The sequence below is a fragment of the Ensifer adhaerens genome (assembly GCF_002940685.1).
Classification (GTDB): Bacteria; Pseudomonadota; Alphaproteobacteria; order Rhizobiales; family Rhizobiaceae; genus Ensifer; species Ensifer adhaerens_E.
Genome location: NZ_PNFP01000002.1, coordinates 316,146 through 332,972 on the forward strand (window position 1 = coordinate 316,146; position 16,827 = coordinate 332,972).

Here is a 16,827-nt window from a genome sequence, read left to right on the forward strand (position 1 = left end):
GCATAGTCCGACGGAGCGATGCCCTTGCGGCGCTGGAAGGCGCGGCGCATGCGTTCGGCGTTGCCGAAGCCGAAAAGCAACGGGGCGAGGGAAACGGACACGTCGCCGCGCTCGATCGCCTCGCAGGCCGCGTCGACCCGCAAGTCCTCGACGAACTGCGCCGGGCTTGCCCCAACCTCCCGCGTGAACAGGCGGGAGAAATTCCGCTCGCTCATGCGCGCCATCTCCGCAAGCCGCGGCACGGAGAGGTCGGCTGCAAGTTCCAAGCGGATCTCGGCCACCAGCGCATCGAAGCGGTCGCCCCGGCTCGTCATCTGCTGGTGCAGGGCGGCGCTGAACTGGCGCTGGCCGCCGGTGCGCCTGACGTAGAGCACCAGGGAGCGCGCGAGCCGCAGGGCCTCGCTGCGGCCGAGGTCCTCTTCGACCATCGCAAGCGCCATATCGATGCCTGCGGTGACGCCGGCGGAGGTCCAGATGCCGCGATCCTCCTCGAAGATCGAATCCTCGCGCACCTCGATATCAGGGAAATCCTGCTGCAACTGGGCGCAATCTTCCCAATGGGTCGTGGCGCGCCGCCCATTGAGATGGCCGCCGCGCGCGAGAATGAAGGCGCCGAGGCAGATGGAGCCGAGGCGCCGGCATTGACCGGTCATGGCCGAAAGGAATGCCTGGAGCGCCTGCGAATTCGCCGCTTCGAGCGCGCTCTGCCCGCCCGAGACGATGAGGGTGTCGGGCGCGGCGCAATCGGAAAAGGGGCGGGTATCGAGCGCAAAGCCCGTGTCGGTTGCGACCGGTCCGCCGAACTCGGAGACCAGGGAAATAGAATAGGCCCGCCCACCCGACGCGGTGCGGGCGTCGTTGAAGACCTGCAGCGGGCCAGTCACGTCGATCAGCTTGGTGCGATCGAAAAGCACGATCGCGACGGTTCGCGCGGCATTCTCGGGTTTGGCGTAAAACGAGGGCATATTGTCATTTATGCCAAAGGCTTTTCATGGGAGCAAGCGGGACATCATCCGCCACCCTTGGAGCCAACCATGCTTGAACTCAGACCGAACTGCGAACTGTGCGACCGCGACCTGCCGCCGGCATCTGCGGACGCGCGCATCTGCTCTTACGAATGCACCTATTGCGCAAGCTGCGTGGAGACGGTGCTTCACAATGTCTGCCCGACCTGCGGCGGCGGATTTGCGCCGAGGCCGATCCGGCCCATGCGGTCCTTTCGCCCGGAAAAGCGGCTGGGTCTCGGCTTCGATCCGGCAAGCGAGGTACGCCGCCATTCGCCGTATACGGCAGAAGACATTCAGGCGCATGTGGCGCGGATCCGGCATCTCGCGCCGGACGAGCGCTGACGGCTGCGCACCGGTTCCGCCGCCGTTCTTGACTTTTTGCAAGGGTGACATGAGGTGGTTGCGCTTGTCCTTGGCCGTCACAACCCCAATGTTGTGGCATGTCCAACGGAAGGCCGGTCGCAAAGCCGACTGGAAAGAACATGCAGGACAGGCATCACGTGGTCGTCGTCGGCGGCGGGTTCGGCGGATTGCAGCTCGTCAAGGGGCTCGCCGGCGCGCCGGTCAGGATCACGCTCATCGACCGGCGCAACCATCATCTCTTCCAGCCCTTGCTCTACCAGGTCGCAACGACGCTGATCGCGACCTCCGAGATCGCCTGGCCAATCCGCAGCCTCTGGCGCGACCGGCCCGAGGTGACGACGCTGCTTGGCGAAGTGAGCGATGTCGATGAGGCCGGGAAGGCCGTGGTGCTGAAGGGCGGCCAACGGATCGGCTATGACACGCTGGTGCTGGCGACAGGCGCGACGCACGCCTATTTCGGCCATGACGAATGGGAACCCTTCGCGCCCGGCCTGAAGACGCTGGAGGACGCGACGACGATCCGCCGCCGGGTGTTGCTCGCCTTCGAGCGCGCCGAACTGGAAGAGGATCCTGATGTTCGTGACGCGCTCCTGACCTTCACCGTCATCGGTGCCGGCCCGACCGGCGTCGAGCTTGCCGGCATCATCGCGGAGATGGCGCACCGGACGCTTCCCGACGAATTTCGCCGTATCGACACGCGCAAGGCGCGGGTGATCCTGGTCGAAGCCGGCCCGCGTATCCTCGCCGCGTTCAGCGAAGATCTTTCGACCTATGCGGTCAAGGAGCTTGAGCGGCTCGGCGTCGAGGTGCGCACAGGTACGCCCGTGACATCCTGCACGGAAGAGGGCGTTGTCATCGGCGACCAGTTCGTCGGCAGCCGCACGCTCGTCTGGGCCGCAGGTGTACAGGCCTCGCCCGCCGCCCGCTGGCTGGATGTCCCGGCCGACCGCGCCGGCAGGGCGATCGTCGGCGCCGATCTCACGGCTCCCGGCCATCCCGATGTCTTCGTCATCGGGGACACGGCTTCGGTCACCTATGACGGCGGCAAGCCGGTGCCGGGCATTGCGCCCGCCGCCAAGCAGCAGGGCGCCTATGTGGCCGACGTCATCCGCGCGCGGCTTGCCGGCGACAAACCGCCCGAAGATTTCCGCTATCGCCACCAGGGCAGCCTCGCCACCATCGGTAGGCGCGCCGCTATCATCGATTTCGGCCGCTTCAAGCTCAAGGGCGCGCTCGCCTGGTGGATCTGGGGCATCGCCCATATCTACTTCCTGATCGGCACCCGCAGCCGCTTCGCCGTCGCCTGGAGCTGGTTCTGGACCTATCTGAGCGGCCAGCACAGCGCCCGGCTGATCACCCAGAAGGAGACGCTGAAGGAGAAGGGGTAGTCGCCTCGAACTACACTTTCTAGATGGTGTTCTGATGGCTATTTTCCCCTCTCATTCGCAGAGATTCGGAGATCCACATGACGAAGTATGAGGTTTCGGGCCGCGCCTTTGCCATTGCCTTGGTGCTTGGCGCTTGTGGTGGGCCCGCCGCCGAGGCCGCCCAATCTTGTCCGGAGGTCAGCTATCCGGTGGAACGGGCGCGCCTGAGTAAGCTGCTCGCGGCAAACGCGTTTTCACGCGAGGAAAGCACCTTCCTTCTTAAGGGCGTGGACCAGCGGTTGAGGGAGCTGCCACAGGGTCGACTGAACGCACAGGGCGCCGAGTGCGGCATTCAGGCCGTGCGCGCGTTTATTCTTGGCTGCGTGAACGAAACCCTGCCTGACGCCCTAAAGTCCGTGCGCATGCCGAGCGCAAAATCCGGACAGGCCGATTGGGGCAAGGCGAACGTCAGCCGTCGCGAAGCAGGCGCAATCGGCATGGTTTATGCCTGCCGGGCGGCAGCTATGGAGACCTTTCTCTCCCCCTGAAGCCGCCATAGCCGACTAGCCAGCCTACTTCTCAACCTTCACGATCAGGATCATCGGCCGATCGACTTCCTCCTCAAGCGCCGGGATCTCGGCGATCTGCTCTTTGCTCGGGCGCCATTCCTGAACATGGCGGATGGCAAAGCCCGCCCCAATCAGCGTGTTCAGCGTCGTGCCGATCGTGCGGTGGTGCTTGATGACGCCTTTGGCGAGCCAGTCGGTCGTGCGCGGGCCTTCGGCCGAGTAGTGATCGACCGGCCAGGTGCGCTCGCCATTTTCGATGCGCCAGCCGGGATTGTGCGAGGCCATGTAGATCGGGTGCTCGATGGTGAAGACGAACTGCGCACCGGGCACGAGCGCCCGGTGAATGGTGGCGACCAGCCGGCCGAAATCCTCGACATAGTGGAAGGCAAGCGAGCTGTAGGCGAAGTCGAAGCTTCCTTTGGGCAGGTCGAGCTGGTCGAGATCGGCTATTCTGTAGTCGATCGCCGCATCCGACGTGTCGGCCCTGGCGCGGGCGATCATCTTCTCCGAGAGATCGAGCCCGAGCACACGGGCAGCGCCAGCCTCGCGGGCATAGCGCGAGAACCAGCCGTAGCCGCAGCCGAGATCGACGACGCTGTTTCCTGAAAGATCCGGCAAGAGCGCGCGAATCGCCGGCCATTCGGCGGCACCCGCAAGACCATGCACCGAGCGCCCGAGCTGGCTGTAGCCTTCGAAGAATTCCGGTTGATCGTAGACGTTCTGCGCCATTGGCGGTCTCCTTCCGGCGGTCATGCGCAGGGCTCTCAGCTACCGCCCAGTATGACGCGGGTGCCTGCGCGCCTTAGGGCGAGCCGTCATGCCATGCCGTTACCGCGGGAACAGCATGTGCCTTTCGATCCTGCTCGAAACCGGCGGCCCTTCAAGCTGCCGGCGGGCCGATTTGATAGGGCGTGCGGCACTGCAAGGTCAAGTTGCGGTTGACGTGCAAGCTTTTGTTTTTGTTTTCTAGTGGTGTGCTAATGTACGATTCTCGTGGTCCAGTCCGATATGCGGAGGCGTAATGTCCGAAGCCATCCATCCTGCTGCCATTCATCATCTTCCAGGCTTTATCACGGCGCCCGGTCAGTCCGACTGGCTGCTCAGTGCGGTCGCCATCTTCCTGATCGTTGCGGTCTTCGCGCTCGGCACGCTCTATCTCCGGCTTCACTCGCTGCCGGAGGTCATGGCGCACAAGACCAACAAGATCCAGCTGGAGCTGGTGGCGGTTCTGGCGCTCCTGTCGCTGCTCACCCACAACAACATCCTGTGGGGTGCGGCCCTCATCCTGGCGCTGATCGATTTTCCCGATTTCTCCTCGCCGCTTTCATCGATCGCCGGCTCGCTGGAGAAGATTGCCGGCAAGGTGGTTGACCAGCCTGCCGCTGCGGAGCGGCCCGTGGCCGAAGCCGAAGAGGCCGCGACCGAGCCGCATCCGCTGCCCCGCGCGTTGCCCGGCCACGGCCACGGCCACGCGTCACCCGCTCAGCCGTCGACGGAAGGGAAGGCATAAACCATGTTCGAGTTCATCCTTTGCTCGATGCTGACCATCCTGCCCGACTATCTCTTCCGCCGCTACGGCCAGGGAAAACGGATCGGGCGCGAGATCACCATCTATTCGGTCTGGTTCGAACTGCGCTGGGGCATTACCGCCTGCATCGTGCTGACCATCTCCCTGATCACGCTGATCTTCTACTTCCACCCGTCGACGAAGAACGTGACCGCGGCTTTCCGTACGGTCGCCGTGCTGCCGGAGACCAATGGTCGTGTCACGGAGATTTACGCCACGCGCTTTGAGAAGGTGAAGGCCGGCCAGCCGCTGTTCAAGCTCGACAGCTCGGAGGAGGAAGCGGCCGCCGAGGTCGCCCGCCGCCAGATCGCCGAGGTCGACGCCGAGCTGACCGTCGCGCGCACGGAGCTCGTTGCCGCCGATGGCGTGATCGTCCAGGCGCAGGCCGCCGTCCAGCAGGCGCAGGACGAATACGACACCCAGGTCGAGCTCAACAGGCTCAACCCCAATGTCGTCGCCCGCCGCGAGATCGAACGCCGCCAGGTGGCGCTCGAAGGACGCAAGGGCGCGCTGACGGCGGCGCAATCCAACAAGCAGACGCTGGAGACGAAGCTAACGTCGCTGCTGCCGTCGCAGAAGGCGAGCGCCGAGGCGGCGCTGACGCAGGCGGAGGTCGATATATCGAAGACCACCGTGCGCGCCGGCGTGTCCGGTACGCTGCAGCAGTTCACGCTTCGGGTCGGCGAAATCGTCAACCCGCTGCTGAGACCGGCGGGCGTGCTCGTGCCGGAAGACGCAGGCCGCGCGCGGCTGGTCGCCGGCTTCGGGCAGATCGAGGCACAGGTCATGAAGCCGGGCATGATCGGCGAGGCGACCTGCGTCGGCAAGCCGTTCACGATCATCCCGCTCGTCGTCACCGAGGTGCAGGACGTGATCGCCTCCGGTCAGGTGCGCGCCAGTGACCAGCTGATCGACGTTGCGCAGATCTCGCAGCCGGGAACGCTGACCGTGGTGATGGAGCCGCTTTATCCCGGCGTGCTCGACGATGTGCCGCCCGGCAGCAGCTGCATCGCCAATGCCTATACCAGCAACCACGACGAACTGGACAAGCCCGGGATCAGCACGCTGCAGTGGGCCTATCTGCACGGGGTCGATGCTGTTGGCCTCGTGCATGCGGCGATCCTGCGCATCCAGGCGCTGATGCTGCCCGTGCAGACGCTGGTGCTCGGCGGGCATTAAGCATGAAGACATCCGGCCGGGGTTCCCGATCCCGGCCGGCGCGCCTATCGCGCGCAGATCTTCTTCTTGATGCGGGCCACGGCTTCCTTCAGCCTCGCGCGATCTGCCTGCAAATTCTCAGCCTCGTCCTTGCCGACCGGACCGATCCGCCAGCGCCAAAGCCCGCGCGGGGCATCCTCGCGGTTAAAGCGCTCGCACGTGCCTTCAAATTGCGATGCGAGGCAGCGCATCTTCACTAGGGCTGCGCGACAGCGCCGGCGCGTCGCTGGCGGGGAAAGGGGTGTCCAAAAATGATTGAGCCCCCGTTGTGACGGAGGCTCAAGCGCGCAATCAAATTAATAAAGCAACTGCACCGCAATATAACCGCAAGCATGCATACTCTTCCGGGGATTGCATACTTCCGTGGCGCAATCGCAAGTACAGTGTGGCAAAAGCGTGGCCTGAAAGCAATGGATTTTAAGGGGATTTTAATAGTCAATTTGGGTTACGGGAAAATCCCCAGCTTTTTCACCCAATCGGGTCAGGATTTTCCTGACGGTAGCCCGCAGGGACAAGGTCAGACACCGGACGCTTCCTGGCCGTCATCCTCTGTCTGGATCAGCAGCGTCCAGGGCTCCCAGATCGCATCGAGTTTCGCGCCCTGGCGCCGGTAGAAGCGCTTCGCAGCGTCATTGCTCGCAAGCACCGACCATTCGATGCGCGGCGCGCCGATCGCTGCGGCGCGGCGCTTCAGGGCGTCGATCAGCGCCGCGCCGGCGCCGAGGGAACGCGCTGTTTCATCGACGAAAAGTTCCTTCAGCACCAGCGTCGGCTTCAGGTCGTAGGTCCAGGGAATGATGTAATGCACGGCGATGCCGACGGCGCGACCGCCGAGATCTGCGACCAGCACGCCGAAGCGCGGGTTGTCGCCAAGCCCGTGCTCGATCAGGTCCCGCTCGGTCACACGGAACTCGTCGATGTAGCCTTCGAACACCGCAAGGTCGCGCATCAGCCGCAGCACGTCGGCGACGTCCTGACGGTCAAAGGGCCTGACGGTGAGGGGTGATGCGTGCATGTCGATAACTCGTGCAAAGGGGTTAGCGTGCTGGCATGGCCACGAAACGCCGGTGAGAGGCCGGCCGAACCGCATCCTTTGCCTCAATCGCGATCGATTTCAGGGCGAAATCAAACGCGATCAAAAATGCTGCAGTGCCGCGCATTCCGCAAGGCGCGCGGCACTGCAAAAGGGTCTTCGCGCCTGCTCAGGCGGCGAGCAGTGCCTGCGCTTCGCCGGGGGCAGAACCGGTCGCAAAGGCAAGGCCTTCGTCTTCCCAGCCGGTGATGCCGCCGATCATGATCTTCACCGGCCGGCCGAGGTGGGCGAGCTTGAGTGCCGCCTGGTCGGCGCCGTTGCAATGGGGGCCGGCGCAATAGGCGACGAAGAGGGTATCCTCGGGCCAGTCGGCCATGCGCTCGGCGCTGATCTGGCGGTGCGGCAGGTGGATCGCGCCCGGCACGTGGCGGCGGGCATAGGCGGCATCCGAGCCGACCACATGCAGGAGCACGAAATCCTGCTCGCCGCTCTTCAGCGCATGGGCGACGTCGGCGCAATCGGTCTCGACGCTCAAGCGCCCGGCGAAATGGGCAATGGCGATCTCGGGCGATGCGGCGGGGATATCGGTAACAGTGCTCATCGGGCTCTCCTCGGGCTGTGGCGTGTTGACGAGGAGATATGTAGCAGCGCGCGGTAAGGTCTGGCAGTTGGCAGCTTTGCCATATATGCTCAAGATCATGCCAAAGTCATTTTCCGCTGCCCAGCCGCTCCAGAACCCGCTCGTCGTGGCGCTTGCCTATGACGGGCTCTGCACCTTCGAATTCGGCGTCGCCGTCGAGATGTTCGGCCTGCCGCGACCGGAAATGGGCGAGGGCTGGTATCGTTTCGCCGTCGCCTCGGTCGATCCCGGCGAACTCAGGGCCACCGGCGGCGTGCGCTTCGTTGCTGATGGCGGCATCGAGCTTTTAGGCAAAGCCGGCACGATCATCGTGCCCGGCTGGCGCGGTGCCGATCAACCGGTGCCGGAGGCGGTTTGCGCGGCGCTGCGCGATGCCCACCAGCGCGGTGCACGCGTGCTTTCCATCTGCTCCGGCGTCTTCGTGCTGGCAGCGGCCGGGCTGCTCTCGGGCCGCAGGGCGACCACCCATTGGCGCTACACCGACAAGCTTGTGGCGCTCTATCCCGACATCGAGGTGGTGCCGGATGTGCTCTATGTCGATGCCGGCCAGGTCTTGACCTCGGCGGGCAGTGCGGCCGGCATCGATCTCTGCCTGCACCTGATCCGCCGCGATTTCGGCAGCGAGGCGGCTAACCGCGTCGCGCGCCGCCTCGTCGTGCCGCCGCACCGCGACGGCGGCCAGGCGCAGTTCATCGAGCGGGCCGTGCCTGATGTGCACGAGAGCGCGAGGCTCGGGCCGCTGATTGATCGGATGCGCGGACGGCTCGGAGAAGATTTTTCGATTGCGGCTCTCGCCAAGGCCGCCGGCATGAGCGAGCGCACCTTCCTGCGCCGCTTCGAGGCGGCGACCGGTACGACGCCGGCGCGCTGGCTGCTGGGGGAAAGGCTGTCGCGGGCCCGGCAATTGCTGGAGGAGACCGCACTCGGCATGGAGCAGGTGGCGGAAGCCTCGGGCTTCGGCTCGACCCAGACGCTGCGCCACCACTTCCGCCAGCAGCTTTCGACGACGCCGGCCGCCTACCGCGCCGCCTTCGGGCGGATGCCCGGGCCAGCACCGGTTGCAGCGGCCGCGGCGGAGTAGGGCCGCCGCGCGCCTTGGTGGGGCAGGCTCACGCCTCCGACAGGGCCGGCTCGCCACCGTCCTTGCGGAAGAAGGAGCGGAAGAACAAGGCGTCCGGCGCCGAGGCGACCACCCGGGCGACGATGGCCGTGGCGACGATCGCAAAGACCAGCCGGCCGAAGAAGACGCTGGTGAAATCCGCGCCGAGCGCGACCACCACCAGGGTGTCCTCGATGAGGCTATGTCCGAAACCCATGAAGACGCAGGCGAGGAACACCTGGCGCGGCTCGACATTGGCCTCGCGCGCCTCGCGGATCAGAAGAGCGCCGCCATAGGAAATTCCCAAGAGCACGCCGACGGCGGCAAAGGGCACGGTCTCGGTCTTGACGCCGGCAAGCCGGAAGAGCGGCGCCATGCCCCGGTTCAGCAAGCCGAGGATGCCGACGAGCTTCAGGATCTCGATCGTCCAGCTCAGGGCCAAGAGCACGACGAGCATGGTGGCGAGCGTCTTCAGCGTGCTCCAGGCGAAGCCGGTCCAGGTGGCGGTTTCGTTCGCCGGTATCCAGCTCGGCGCAAGCGGCGTCGAAAGCCAGCCGGTGATGGCGAAGAGTTGGTGCAGCAGTGCAGCGAAGACCAGGCCGCCGCCGATCCGGATCGCGGCCGTGGCGAGGAAGCTCGGGCCGGCCTTCTGGATGATGCGCTGCTCGATCGGAATCGCGTGGGCAACGAGCATCAGCGCCGAAAACACGGTCATGTCGGCGGTCGTCAGCTCCGAAACCGGAACCAGCGCGAAGACGACGACGACGGCCCCCCAGATACCGACGAGCAGGCCCGTCAGCCAGGCAAAGGCCAGCTCGGGCGGCAGGCCGACGAGGGTCATCAGCGGCTCGAAGACGGGCGCGACGGCGCGGATGACGCCAAGCTCCTGCAGCACATGGGTGGCGATGGTGACGGGAACGATGATGCGCACGAGATCGAGATAGACTTCGAGCGTGGCGAGGGTCTTGCGGTAGAGAATGATCAGAACGGTCATGGCGGTCTCTCCTTGGGGTGTTGTCCAAGGACTAGCGCGAGGCCCTTCGCAGTTGTGGTCAAAATATGCACTTTCGTGCAATAAAATTGCAAATGACCGCAACAGGAGGACGGACGGAGATGGACAAGATCGACAGCAAGCTCTTGAGGCTCTTGCAGCAGGACGCGTCGCGCACCAATGCCGAGCTTGCGGAAGTGGTCGGCCTTTCGCCGTCGAGCTGCCTGCGCCGCATCAGGCGGCTACACGAGACCGGCGTCATCGACAGGATCGTGGCGGTGCTCAATCCCACAAAGGCGGGTCGCACGATGAAGGCGATCATCACCGTCGAGCTTGAGCGTCACGGCGAACAGTACATCCGCCGCTTCCTCGACATGGCGGAAAAGGAGCCGGCGGTGATCCAGGCCTATAGCGTCAGCGGCGAGACCGACGCCATTTTGATGCTGCGGCTGAAGGACATGGACGAGCTCGACGCGCTCACCGAACGGCTTTTCCGCGAGGAGACCAATGTCGCGCGCTACTACACCGCCTTCGTGATCCGCACGGGCAAGGAGACGACGGAGATCCCGGTGTGAGGGTCGTCGCCGCAGCCGCGGCGACGACCCGAGACGGCGGGTGCCGGACCGACATGGGATGATTGCGGTCGGGGTGCCATCCTGCCGTTGCCTCGACCGTCATTGGCGCGGAAAACCCTGTCACATGTTCTCGGCGAGATAGTCGCGCAATCTGCTCTTCAAACTCTCGACGACATCAGGGTGGTCCAGGAAGTCGGTGATCGACATGATTGCCCACTGCTGGCCCTCGTCGCCAAACCTTATCGGCCCGAAGCCATCTTCGAGCTTTCCGACAAGGAAGTAACTTCCAGGGTCGGTCGTGATCCGCGCCGGGTAGTAGCGCTCCCACACAATCCACGCTGGATCGATTGTGATGTTGAATTCCTCGCCGGTCTCCCTGATCGCGCATTCCACCGGGCTTTCATCGTTTTCCCGCCCACCCCCAGGAAGATCCCACATCCCGGGAAAGGGGATCTCCGGTTTCTGGTCGCGCTGGTAGGCAATCAACTGCCCCTGAAAGAGCAATGCGATTTTTGCGCCTTTGAAGGGGATGAAGGCCATTTGCGAAACCCTGCGTTTTCTGGATGAAGCGCGACGCTCGTCGTCGATGAAACCTGACTGTTGCAAAGCCGAAGATTGGCGAATTTGGCAACGCACGCAATGATTGTTTCCGGCGTGCTGGGCCCGCCGTTTCCCCTGCGCCCCCAGACAGGCGTGGGTTTGTCAGGATCGGCCCCCGGCCGAGATCCATGAGCAGTCCTTTGGGACAGCGCGCAAAGGTTGGAAAAATTGGTGACCGGGGGCTGCAATGAGAGGGCCGCCCCCGGGGTTTGAGCGGGCGCCTACTTCACCGCAGCATTGCCACCATCGGCAAAGAGTGCTGCGCCCGAGACGAAGCTTGCCATCGGGCCGGAGAGGAAAAGCGCTGCCTGGGCGATTTCTTCCGGCTGGGCGATGCGCTTCATCGCGTGCAGGCCGGCGGCCCATTCCTTGTTCTCCTTGCTGCCGGCAGCCGGGGTGTCGACGCCGCCGGGCAGCAGCGCATTGGCGCGGATGCCCATCGCGCCGTAATCGGCGGTGATGCCCTTGACGAGGCCCATCAGCCCGGCCTTGGGGGCGCCATAGGCCGCCATGCCGGGAATGCCGACGCTGGTGCCGACGAAGGTGGAGGTGAAGACCAGCGCGCCGCCGCCGCGGGAAAGCATGGCCGGGATCTGGTGGCGGGCGCCGAGGAAGGCGGAAGTGAGGTTGGTCGCAAGCGACTGCTGCCATTCGGCAGCGGTGATCTCGGCGATCGGCTTCATGGCGTGGACGGCACCGGCATTGTTGACGGCGATATCGAGGCCGCCGAAGCGGCCGACGGCCGTTTCCACCAGCCGCATATGGGTTTCTTCGGCAGTGACGTCGCCGCTGATCGCAACGGCCTTGCCGCCCTTGCCACGGATTGCCTCGACGACGGCTTGCAGCGGCGCTTCGCTGCGGGCGTTGAGAACCACCCTGGCGCCTTCGGCGGCGAAAAGCTCGGCGATCGCGCGGCCGATGCCGGACGACGCGCCGGTGATGATGGCGATCTTGTTTTCAAGCATGGACATGGACTTGCTCCTCTTGGTTGAGGCGCCCTGACTACCGGCGGCAGACACGAGCGCCCACCCGATTTCCGCCCGTTCAATTTCGCAGGCAGGTTGAGGCGTGCCGATTTTCAATCTTTGAAGGCGATGGCATAGTTCGTGCCGAAAAAAGGGGCAGGGAGCGGATGCTGAGGACCTACACGGGGAGCTGCCACTGCGGCGCAGTGCGCATCGAGGCGGATCTCGACATCAGCGCCGGCACGGAGAAGTGCAATTGCACGATCTGCGTGAAGATGCGGCTCTGGTGCGTGGCGATCCGGCCCGAGGCCTTCAAGCTGGTTTCAGGGGAAGAGGCGCTGACGGATTACCGCGGCCGTAACGCGGTCGCGCATCATTACTTTTGCAGCCGTTGCGGGGTCAGACCGTTCGAGCGGATCGATGCGCCGAACATGACCAACGAGACCTATTACAACATCAACGTCGCCTGCCTCGACGATGTCGATATCGACGCGTTGATCGCTGCTCCGGTCACCTGTCGCGACGGGCTCAACGACAACTGGGGCGCGACGCCTGACGAGGTAAGGCATCTATAGCGCCTGCCGCGAGCGCAGTTATGCCTATTTCTGGCGTTGGTTTCTCTAGACGTCATCCAGGTTCGCCAATGTCCTCAATGCGGAGAGCGTCTCGCGCAACGCGCGATCGAGCCGCTTGTCGCGGCGAAGCACCAGGGCGGATCGGCGCGCGAAGGGTGGCGACACCTCCCGCACCTCAAGCCGTTCGCGATCCCCGGCGCGCAGCGCGATCTCCGGCACAAGTGCGGCGCCAAGGCCGGCGGCAACCATTTCCTTGATCGCATCGACACTGCCGAACGACATCAGCGGCCTGACGTCCGCGCCGCCCGATAGCAGCCACTCGTCGGTGATCCGGCGGGTGTTGGCGCCCGGTTCGTAGAAAATCATCGGATACGCCGCCAGGTCTTGTGCCGTCACGCTCTCGGGCAGTTCGGTTCCCAAAGGCGCGATGGCGACGAAGCGCTCGTCGAAAAGCGGCGCGACATCGAAGATGCGCCCGGTGACCGGAAGCGTCACGAGCCCGATATCGAGCAGGTTCTCGTCCACCGCGCGCACGATGTCGGCGCTGTTGCCTGTCGTCACCGTGATGTCGAGGTCGGGAAAGCGGCGCTTGAGATCGGCCAGAAGCGGCGGCAGCAGGAAGGCGCAAGGGGTGGCGCCGGTGCCGATGCGCACGCGGCCGAGCACGCCTCTCGCATGGCGCGAAACGGCCTCGATCGCCCGGCTGGTGGCGGCCTCGATGCTGCCGGCATGGGCAAGCAGTTCCTCGCCGGCGGCACTCGGCCGCGCCGTGCGGCCGACCCGTTCGACCAGGCGTACGCCGAGCTGTTTTTCCAGTGCCCGCACCTGCAGGCTGATCGCCGGCTGCGTCAGCCCGAGGCGCTCGGCGGCGGCCGAAAAGCTGCCGAGTTCGGCGACCAGAGCAAAAGTCTTGAGATAGTCGAGATCGAGCGCGCCCATACCAAAGTTTCTCTTATGCGTGGAATAGGAATGCTAAGCTTCTTTTAGGAAATGTCGAGGCGCAGACTGTGTCCATGATTGGAAGCGAAACATGGATGTTCGACATGATCCGGGAACTCGGTCTCTATCTCGTCGCCTCGCCGCGCTCGCGGTACTGGCAATTGCAGCAGTTGCGCGAACTCGATGCGGAGCATCTGGCCGATATCGGCGTGACAGCCGGGGAGGCCGAGCTTGGACGGCGCAAGGCTGCGCCGGTTCCGGCGCGCAAGAGCACAGCCGCCGTGCGGCATGCGGAGGCCGCGCAAGCAGGGGCGATGTGACGTCGGGCCTGTGACGTTGGCGAGTGACGTTGCTGGCTTCAGCGCCGGCCGGTTACCGGTCCCAGCGCTCGATCGTCAGGCCCGGCCAGAGGGCGCGCCAGCGATTGACCTTGCGCTCAAAAATCTCGCGCGTGATCTGGCTCTTGTTGGCGCGCACGACGAGCGACAGGAGGTCGGCAAGGCCGAAGGGCGCACAGATCTCCAGCCCGCAGGTTTCTGGCCCGCAGACTTCTGGCCCGTCGTGCGAAGGGCGTATGCCGATGGCGGTTGCCGTCGTCGGGAATGTCGCGATCGCTGCCGGTGTCGAGGCATAGGGGCGGATCGGACGGCCGAACTTTTCTTCGTACCAGAGATGGACGCGCGCCTCGTTCTTGACGTCGATCCGCACGGGCAAGGCGGCAAACAGGCTTCCGATCCGGACTGCATGTCCGGCTTCCGCTTCTTCCGAGAGGTCGTCGCCATCGAAATAGACGATGTCGATGTCGCCGATGCCATGCGTCGGCGGCATTGCGAAGGCGTGGTTCCAGACGGTCTGGGCGATTGCGCCGGCCGCTAGCCAGGCATCGGGCAGAGCCACGTGGTTCCAATGATCGAGGACCGCCGTGAGCAGCGGGCTCTTCCGGATGATGGCTTGCAATTCCATGTGCTGGTGGCGGGTCAAATGACACCTTCCGGGTCTTGGGATTTCGGGGCGGGCGACTGGAATGGCCATCTCAAGCCTTGGCTATCGAGAAACCGTCAAGGTTGATGTCGTCAGGTGTCCGCACGGCACCACCCGAGATCCACAGGGGCTCTCCAAAACACTCGACCCGACTGCCTGTGACGACAACGCCGTCGCTGTCGTTGCACGCAAGGATCGGCCGCGAGGTCGACATGCTGTAGCGCAGCAGCGCGGGCAGGTAGGTGTCGTCGTCGCCGAGATGCGGGAAGAACTCGAAGGGCGCAAGAGCGAGCGCGTCGGCGTCCATTACGTCCTCCGGCCGCTTGCCCACGAAGGGTCCATCGGTCGCGATCGTCGGCCCCATGAGAATGGCGCCGGCACTGACGCCGATGAGAACACCGCCTGATCGCGCAAAGCCGCGGAGCGGCGCGAGCATGCCGCTGCGCTTCAGCCGTTCGAGAAAGCCGCCGGTGTGGCCGCCCGAGAGGTGGATGGCGTCCGAGGCGAAGAGGGCGGTCGTGGCTTCCCCGGACTGCGGTTCGTCGAGATCGAAGAACAGGCTAAGGTCGAGGCCGTATCGGCCGTAATAGGACCGGGCAGCAAGGAAGAAACTGCGGTCCGGCTCCGGGCCGGAGGCGACATAGGCGATGCGATTGCCGGCGCTGTGCGCCTTCAGCAGCTCCACGAGCCTCCGATCGATCGCCGCGCAGTCGGGGTGGATCTGGTCGCTGTAAAGGACGAGGTTGAGCATGTCGCGCTTGCCTTGGAGGGGCGTTCGGAAGGCCGTTCGCCCGTCAGCTTGAGGAAGGATGACGCTTCACGCGGGCAGCATAGCGCCAGACACCAAGCCAGCCATAATAGGCAAGCGCCAGGGCGGCGGCATAGAGTGCCGCCATTGCGGCCAGCTCGCTCCACGCAGAATTGGCGATGCCGAGGGACAGGATCATCCAGGCGGTGCCGACGAGATAAAGAGCGGTCCAGAAGGTCAGGACTCGTGCGAAAGGTGGCCAGAAGGCCGACGGCAGAAGGTCCTTGTCAAAGGCGTAGCAGACGACGCCGATGGATGCCGGCACCGATAGGACCAGGCTGATCAGGTCGATCACGTTGACTTCGCCTGGCGCCTGTTCAGAAACAATGAGCGCAAACCAAGTGAAGGCGGCTACGGTCAGCCCGCATGTCAGAACAGCAAAGATCTTCCACATCGGCAATCATATCTCCTGGCAGCAATGCGTCTAACTGGGGCGACAGCGCACGCCCTGTGAACCCGAGGCGCGCCCTAGGCGAGGACCGACACGCGGCGGCTATAACGCCAGACGCCGAGCCAGCTGAAATAATTGACGAGCACAAACAGGAAAAGCCAGAGCAGACTGACGAGATCATCGCCCCCTTCGAACTGACCGGCAAATCGAACGACGCCGATCAGCGACAGTCCTGCGAGAAGGATGCCGAGCAGCCAGCTGTAAGGCCGCCAGAACCCGAACGGAGGGACCTGCAGGTTAAAGGCGTAAGCGACGAGGCCGATCGCCGTTGCCAGCGCCATGACCAGGCTGACGCTGCCGAGGATCTTGATCCCGTATGCCATCTCGTCCCACAAGCCCAGGAGCAGCGTCGCGCCTATGACCAGGCCGAAAGCAAGGCTGAGCACGTAGAAAATTGCGAATGCCTTCCACATCGCGAATCATCCTGTATCTGCGTTGGTGCCAGTTTGGGTGGTGAAGAGCGCCTTGTCTATCGTTCGACGGGCGAGATGGTCGCAAGGCCTTACACCCGGCCTGCATGCCGCCGGCTGTCGCATTCGTTCCCCGGAGTGCGTGGCGTGCGGGCGTTCCACCCTTAGCCAGTGGGGGCCGGCTGCTGCTCTGTTTGGCGGCCATAACGCCAGACGCCGAGCCAGGCGAAATAGTTGAGAAGAAGCAGGAGCAGCAGGCCGAAGACGGCTGACACCAAGCCTTCGTCTCCGGGTTTCGGGCTGGTGATGAGCATGGCGACGTCCCAGGCCTTGTCCAGCGACGTGTAGAGACACCAGCCTGCAAGAGCCCAGCTGAATGGCCGCCAAAATGACGAGGGCGGGACTCTCAGGTCGAAGGCGTAGGCAAAGGCGCCTATCATGGCCGCAAATTCCACGGCCAGGCCCGCATAGAACAGGGCTCGGTCGGCGGAAGACAGCTGCACCGCGATTTCAGGGGGCAGCGTGACGAAAGCCAATGACAGCCCGAAAATGAAAATCAGCCCGTAGAGAACGGCAAACGCCTTCCACATCGCGAATCAACCCCCAAGCGTGCAGCGTCTGCTATCTTGGGTCGTGTCGAGACACTTGTCTGCCGTCTGGCGGGCAGGA

General features: G+C 64.4%; 22 protein-coding genes and 1 pseudogene. 9 read left to right on the top strand and 14 right to left on the bottom strand.

The genetic code is table 11. The annotated features are described in order from the left end of the window. Positions 1-8: 8 nt before the first annotated feature. A pseudogene (locus tag C1A35_RS04695) lies at positions 9-965 on the bottom strand (GlxA family transcriptional regulator); the annotation flags it as partial. A gap of 69 nt (positions 966-1,034) precedes the next feature. Between C1A35_RS04695 and C1A35_RS04700 the strand changes: the two are divergent. From C1A35_RS04700 to C1A35_RS04710, 3 genes are all read left to right on the top strand, one after another. Continuing rightward, the gene (locus tag C1A35_RS04700; protein WP_104663178.1) at positions 1,035-1,349 is read left to right on the top strand and encodes a DUF1272 domain-containing protein; all 315 of its coding nucleotides are present in this window, start codon (positions 1,035-1,037) and stop codon (positions 1,347-1,349) included. Positions 1,350-1,489: 140 nt separating this feature from the next. Next, positions 1,490-2,758, top strand: a complete 1,269-nt coding sequence (locus C1A35_RS04705) for an NAD(P)/FAD-dependent oxidoreductase (RefSeq protein WP_104663179.1) — start codon at positions 1,490-1,492, stop codon at positions 2,756-2,758. Between the two features lie 77 nt (positions 2,759-2,835). Beyond that, positions 2,836-3,285, top strand: a complete 450-nt coding sequence (locus C1A35_RS04710; RefSeq protein ID WP_104663180.1) for a hypothetical protein — start codon at positions 2,836-2,838, stop codon at positions 3,283-3,285. A gap of 24 nt (positions 3,286-3,309) precedes the next feature. Here C1A35_RS04710 and C1A35_RS04715 read toward each other — a convergent pair whose 3' ends face one another. After that, a complete protein-coding gene (locus C1A35_RS04715) occupies positions 3,310-4,035 on the bottom strand; it encodes a class I SAM-dependent methyltransferase (protein WP_104663181.1) in 726 nt (241 codons plus the stop codon). 292 nt (positions 4,036-4,327) lie between these two features. On the opposite strand from C1A35_RS04715, the gene C1A35_RS04720 reads away from it, so the two are divergent. Next, the gene (locus tag C1A35_RS04720) at positions 4,328-4,816 is read left to right on the top strand and encodes a hypothetical protein (RefSeq protein WP_104663182.1); all 489 of its coding nucleotides are present in this window, start codon (positions 4,328-4,330) and stop codon (positions 4,814-4,816) included. 3 nt (positions 4,817-4,819) lie between these two features. Continuing rightward, complete coding sequence (locus tag C1A35_RS04725; RefSeq protein WP_104663183.1) at positions 4,820-6,052, top strand: HlyD family secretion protein; 1,233 nt, start codon at positions 4,820-4,822, stop codon at positions 6,050-6,052. 44 nt (positions 6,053-6,096) lie between these two features. Here the strand turns inward: C1A35_RS04725 and C1A35_RS04730 are convergent, their stop codons facing one another. The 3 genes from C1A35_RS04730 to C1A35_RS04740 form a co-directional block, all read right to left on the bottom strand. Continuing rightward, positions 6,097-6,288 carry a hypothetical protein gene (locus C1A35_RS04730; protein ID WP_104663184.1) on the bottom strand — a complete coding sequence of 64 codons (192 nt, stop codon included), beginning with the start codon at positions 6,286-6,288 and terminating at the stop codon, positions 6,097-6,099. A gap of 320 nt (positions 6,289-6,608) precedes the next feature. Continuing rightward, a complete protein-coding gene (locus C1A35_RS04735; RefSeq protein WP_158664966.1) occupies positions 6,609-7,106 on the bottom strand; it encodes a GNAT family N-acetyltransferase in 498 nt (165 codons plus the stop codon). A gap of 187 nt (positions 7,107-7,293) precedes the next feature. Further along, complete coding sequence (locus tag C1A35_RS04740) at positions 7,294-7,725, bottom strand: rhodanese-like domain-containing protein (RefSeq protein WP_104663186.1); 432 nt, start codon at positions 7,723-7,725, stop codon at positions 7,294-7,296. A gap of 97 nt (positions 7,726-7,822) precedes the next feature. Between C1A35_RS04740 and ftrA the strand changes: the two genes are divergently transcribed. Then, positions 7,823-8,845 (top strand): transcriptional regulator FtrA, encoded by a 1,023-nt coding sequence (gene ftrA / locus C1A35_RS04745; RefSeq protein ID WP_104663446.1) that lies wholly within the window; start codon positions 7,823-7,825, stop codon positions 8,843-8,845. Between the two features lie 28 nt (positions 8,846-8,873). Here ftrA and C1A35_RS04750 read toward each other — a convergent pair whose 3' ends face one another. Continuing rightward, positions 8,874-9,857, bottom strand: a complete 984-nt coding sequence (locus tag C1A35_RS04750) for a nucleoside recognition domain-containing protein (RefSeq protein WP_104663187.1) — start codon at positions 9,855-9,857, stop codon at positions 8,874-8,876. Positions 9,858-9,976: 119 nt separating this feature from the next. Between C1A35_RS04750 and C1A35_RS04755 the strand changes: the two genes are divergently transcribed. Then, entirely contained in the window at positions 9,977-10,429 is a 453-nt protein-coding gene (locus tag C1A35_RS04755) for an Lrp/AsnC family transcriptional regulator (protein ID WP_104663188.1), read from the top strand. Between the two features lie 120 nt (positions 10,430-10,549). Here C1A35_RS04755 and C1A35_RS04760 read toward each other — a convergent pair whose 3' ends face one another. Next, positions 10,550-10,969 (bottom strand): NUDIX hydrolase, encoded by a 420-nt coding sequence (locus tag C1A35_RS04760; protein WP_104663189.1) that lies wholly within the window; start codon positions 10,967-10,969, stop codon positions 10,550-10,552. A 281-nt stretch (positions 10,970-11,250) separates the two neighbouring features. Then, entirely contained in the window at positions 11,251-12,000 is a 750-nt protein-coding gene (locus C1A35_RS04765; RefSeq protein ID WP_104663190.1) for an SDR family oxidoreductase, read from the bottom strand. Between the two features lie 161 nt (positions 12,001-12,161). Between C1A35_RS04765 and C1A35_RS04770 the strand changes: the two genes are divergently transcribed. Next, positions 12,162-12,569, top strand: a complete 408-nt coding sequence (locus tag C1A35_RS04770; protein ID WP_104663191.1) for a GFA family protein — start codon at positions 12,162-12,164, stop codon at positions 12,567-12,569. A gap of 45 nt (positions 12,570-12,614) precedes the next feature. Here the strand turns inward: C1A35_RS04770 and C1A35_RS04775 are convergent, their stop codons facing one another. After that, positions 12,615-13,508, bottom strand: a complete 894-nt coding sequence (locus C1A35_RS04775) for a LysR family transcriptional regulator (RefSeq protein WP_104663192.1) — start codon at positions 13,506-13,508, stop codon at positions 12,615-12,617. Positions 13,509-13,603: 95 nt separating this feature from the next. Between C1A35_RS04775 and C1A35_RS04780 the strand changes: the two genes are divergently transcribed. Next, positions 13,604-13,828 carry a hypothetical protein gene (locus C1A35_RS04780; RefSeq protein WP_158664967.1) on the top strand — a complete coding sequence of 75 codons (225 nt, stop codon included), beginning with the start codon at positions 13,604-13,606 and terminating at the stop codon, positions 13,826-13,828. A gap of 52 nt (positions 13,829-13,880) precedes the next feature. Here the strand turns inward: C1A35_RS04780 and C1A35_RS04785 are convergent, their stop codons facing one another. The 5 genes from C1A35_RS04785 to C1A35_RS04805 form a co-directional block, all read right to left on the bottom strand. Further along, positions 13,881-14,489: a nucleotidyltransferase family protein gene (locus C1A35_RS04785; protein ID WP_234822739.1), complete on the bottom strand. Its 609-nt coding sequence runs from the start codon at positions 14,487-14,489 to the stop codon at positions 13,881-13,883. Between the two features lie 52 nt (positions 14,490-14,541). Beyond that, positions 14,542-15,240: a Type 1 glutamine amidotransferase-like domain-containing protein gene (locus C1A35_RS04790; protein ID WP_104663195.1), complete on the bottom strand. Its 699-nt coding sequence runs from the start codon at positions 15,238-15,240 to the stop codon at positions 14,542-14,544. Positions 15,241-15,283: 43 nt separating this feature from the next. Beyond that, the gene (locus tag C1A35_RS04795) at positions 15,284-15,691 is read right to left on the bottom strand and encodes a hypothetical protein (RefSeq protein WP_104663196.1); all 408 of its coding nucleotides are present in this window, start codon (positions 15,689-15,691) and stop codon (positions 15,284-15,286) included. A 74-nt stretch (positions 15,692-15,765) separates the two neighbouring features. Beyond that, a complete protein-coding gene (locus C1A35_RS04800; protein WP_104663197.1) occupies positions 15,766-16,161 on the bottom strand; it encodes a hypothetical protein in 396 nt (131 codons plus the stop codon). A gap of 161 nt (positions 16,162-16,322) precedes the next feature. After that, positions 16,323-16,748, bottom strand: coding sequence for a hypothetical protein (locus C1A35_RS04805; RefSeq protein WP_104663198.1), 426 nt, complete (start codon positions 16,746-16,748; stop codon positions 16,323-16,325). Between the last annotated feature and the right edge of the window lie 79 nt (positions 16,749-16,827).

Coding starts and splice junctions, on each gene's coding strand:
- C1A35_RS04760 (WP_104663189.1), bottom strand. CDS start 10,969: ATGGCCTTCATCCCCTTCAAAGGCGCAAAAATCGCATTGCTCTTTCAG.
- C1A35_RS04700 (WP_104663178.1), top strand. CDS start 1,035: ATGCTTGAACTCAGACCGAACTGCGAACTGTGCGACCGCGACCTGCCG.
- C1A35_RS04805 (WP_104663198.1), bottom strand. CDS start 16,748: ATGTGGAAGGCGTTTGCCGTTCTCTACGGGCTGATTTTCATTTTCGGG.
- C1A35_RS04800 (WP_104663197.1), bottom strand. CDS start 16,161: ATGTGGAAGGCATTCGCAATTTTCTACGTGCTCAGCCTTGCTTTCGGC.
- C1A35_RS04710 (WP_104663180.1), top strand. CDS start 2,836: ATGACGAAGTATGAGGTTTCGGGCCGCGCCTTTGCCATTGCCTTGGTG.
- C1A35_RS04755 (WP_104663188.1), top strand. CDS start 9,977: ATGGACAAGATCGACAGCAAGCTCTTGAGGCTCTTGCAGCAGGACGCG.
- C1A35_RS04740 (WP_104663186.1), bottom strand. CDS start 7,725: ATGAGCACTGTTACCGATATCCCCGCCGCATCGCCCGAGATCGCCATT.
- C1A35_RS04725 (WP_104663183.1), top strand. CDS start 4,820: ATGTTCGAGTTCATCCTTTGCTCGATGCTGACCATCCTGCCCGACTAT.
- C1A35_RS04705 (WP_104663179.1), top strand. CDS start 1,490: ATGCAGGACAGGCATCACGTGGTCGTCGTCGGCGGCGGGTTCGGCGGA.
- C1A35_RS04735 (WP_158664966.1), bottom strand. CDS start 7,106: ATGCACGCATCACCCCTCACCGTCAGGCCCTTTGACCGTCAGGACGTC.
- C1A35_RS04790 (WP_104663195.1), bottom strand. CDS start 15,240: ATGCTCAACCTCGTCCTTTACAGCGACCAGATCCACCCCGACTGCGCG.
- C1A35_RS04770 (WP_104663191.1), top strand. CDS start 12,162: ATGCTGAGGACCTACACGGGGAGCTGCCACTGCGGCGCAGTGCGCATC.
- C1A35_RS04765 (WP_104663190.1), bottom strand. CDS start 12,000: ATGTCCATGCTTGAAAACAAGATCGCCATCATCACCGGCGCGTCGTCC.
- C1A35_RS04780 (WP_158664967.1), top strand. CDS start 13,604: ATGTTCGACATGATCCGGGAACTCGGTCTCTATCTCGTCGCCTCGCCG.
- C1A35_RS04720 (WP_104663182.1), top strand. CDS start 4,328: ATGTCCGAAGCCATCCATCCTGCTGCCATTCATCATCTTCCAGGCTTT.
- C1A35_RS04795 (WP_104663196.1), bottom strand. CDS start 15,691: ATGTGGAAGATCTTTGCTGTTCTGACATGCGGGCTGACCGTAGCCGCC.
- C1A35_RS04715 (WP_104663181.1), bottom strand. CDS start 4,035: ATGGCGCAGAACGTCTACGATCAACCGGAATTCTTCGAAGGCTACAGC.
- ftrA (WP_104663446.1), top strand. CDS start 7,823: ATGCCAAAGTCATTTTCCGCTGCCCAGCCGCTCCAGAACCCGCTCGTC.
- C1A35_RS04775 (WP_104663192.1), bottom strand. CDS start 13,508: ATGGGCGCGCTCGATCTCGACTATCTCAAGACTTTTGCTCTGGTCGCC.
- C1A35_RS04750 (WP_104663187.1), bottom strand. CDS start 9,857: ATGACCGTTCTGATCATTCTCTACCGCAAGACCCTCGCCACGCTCGAA.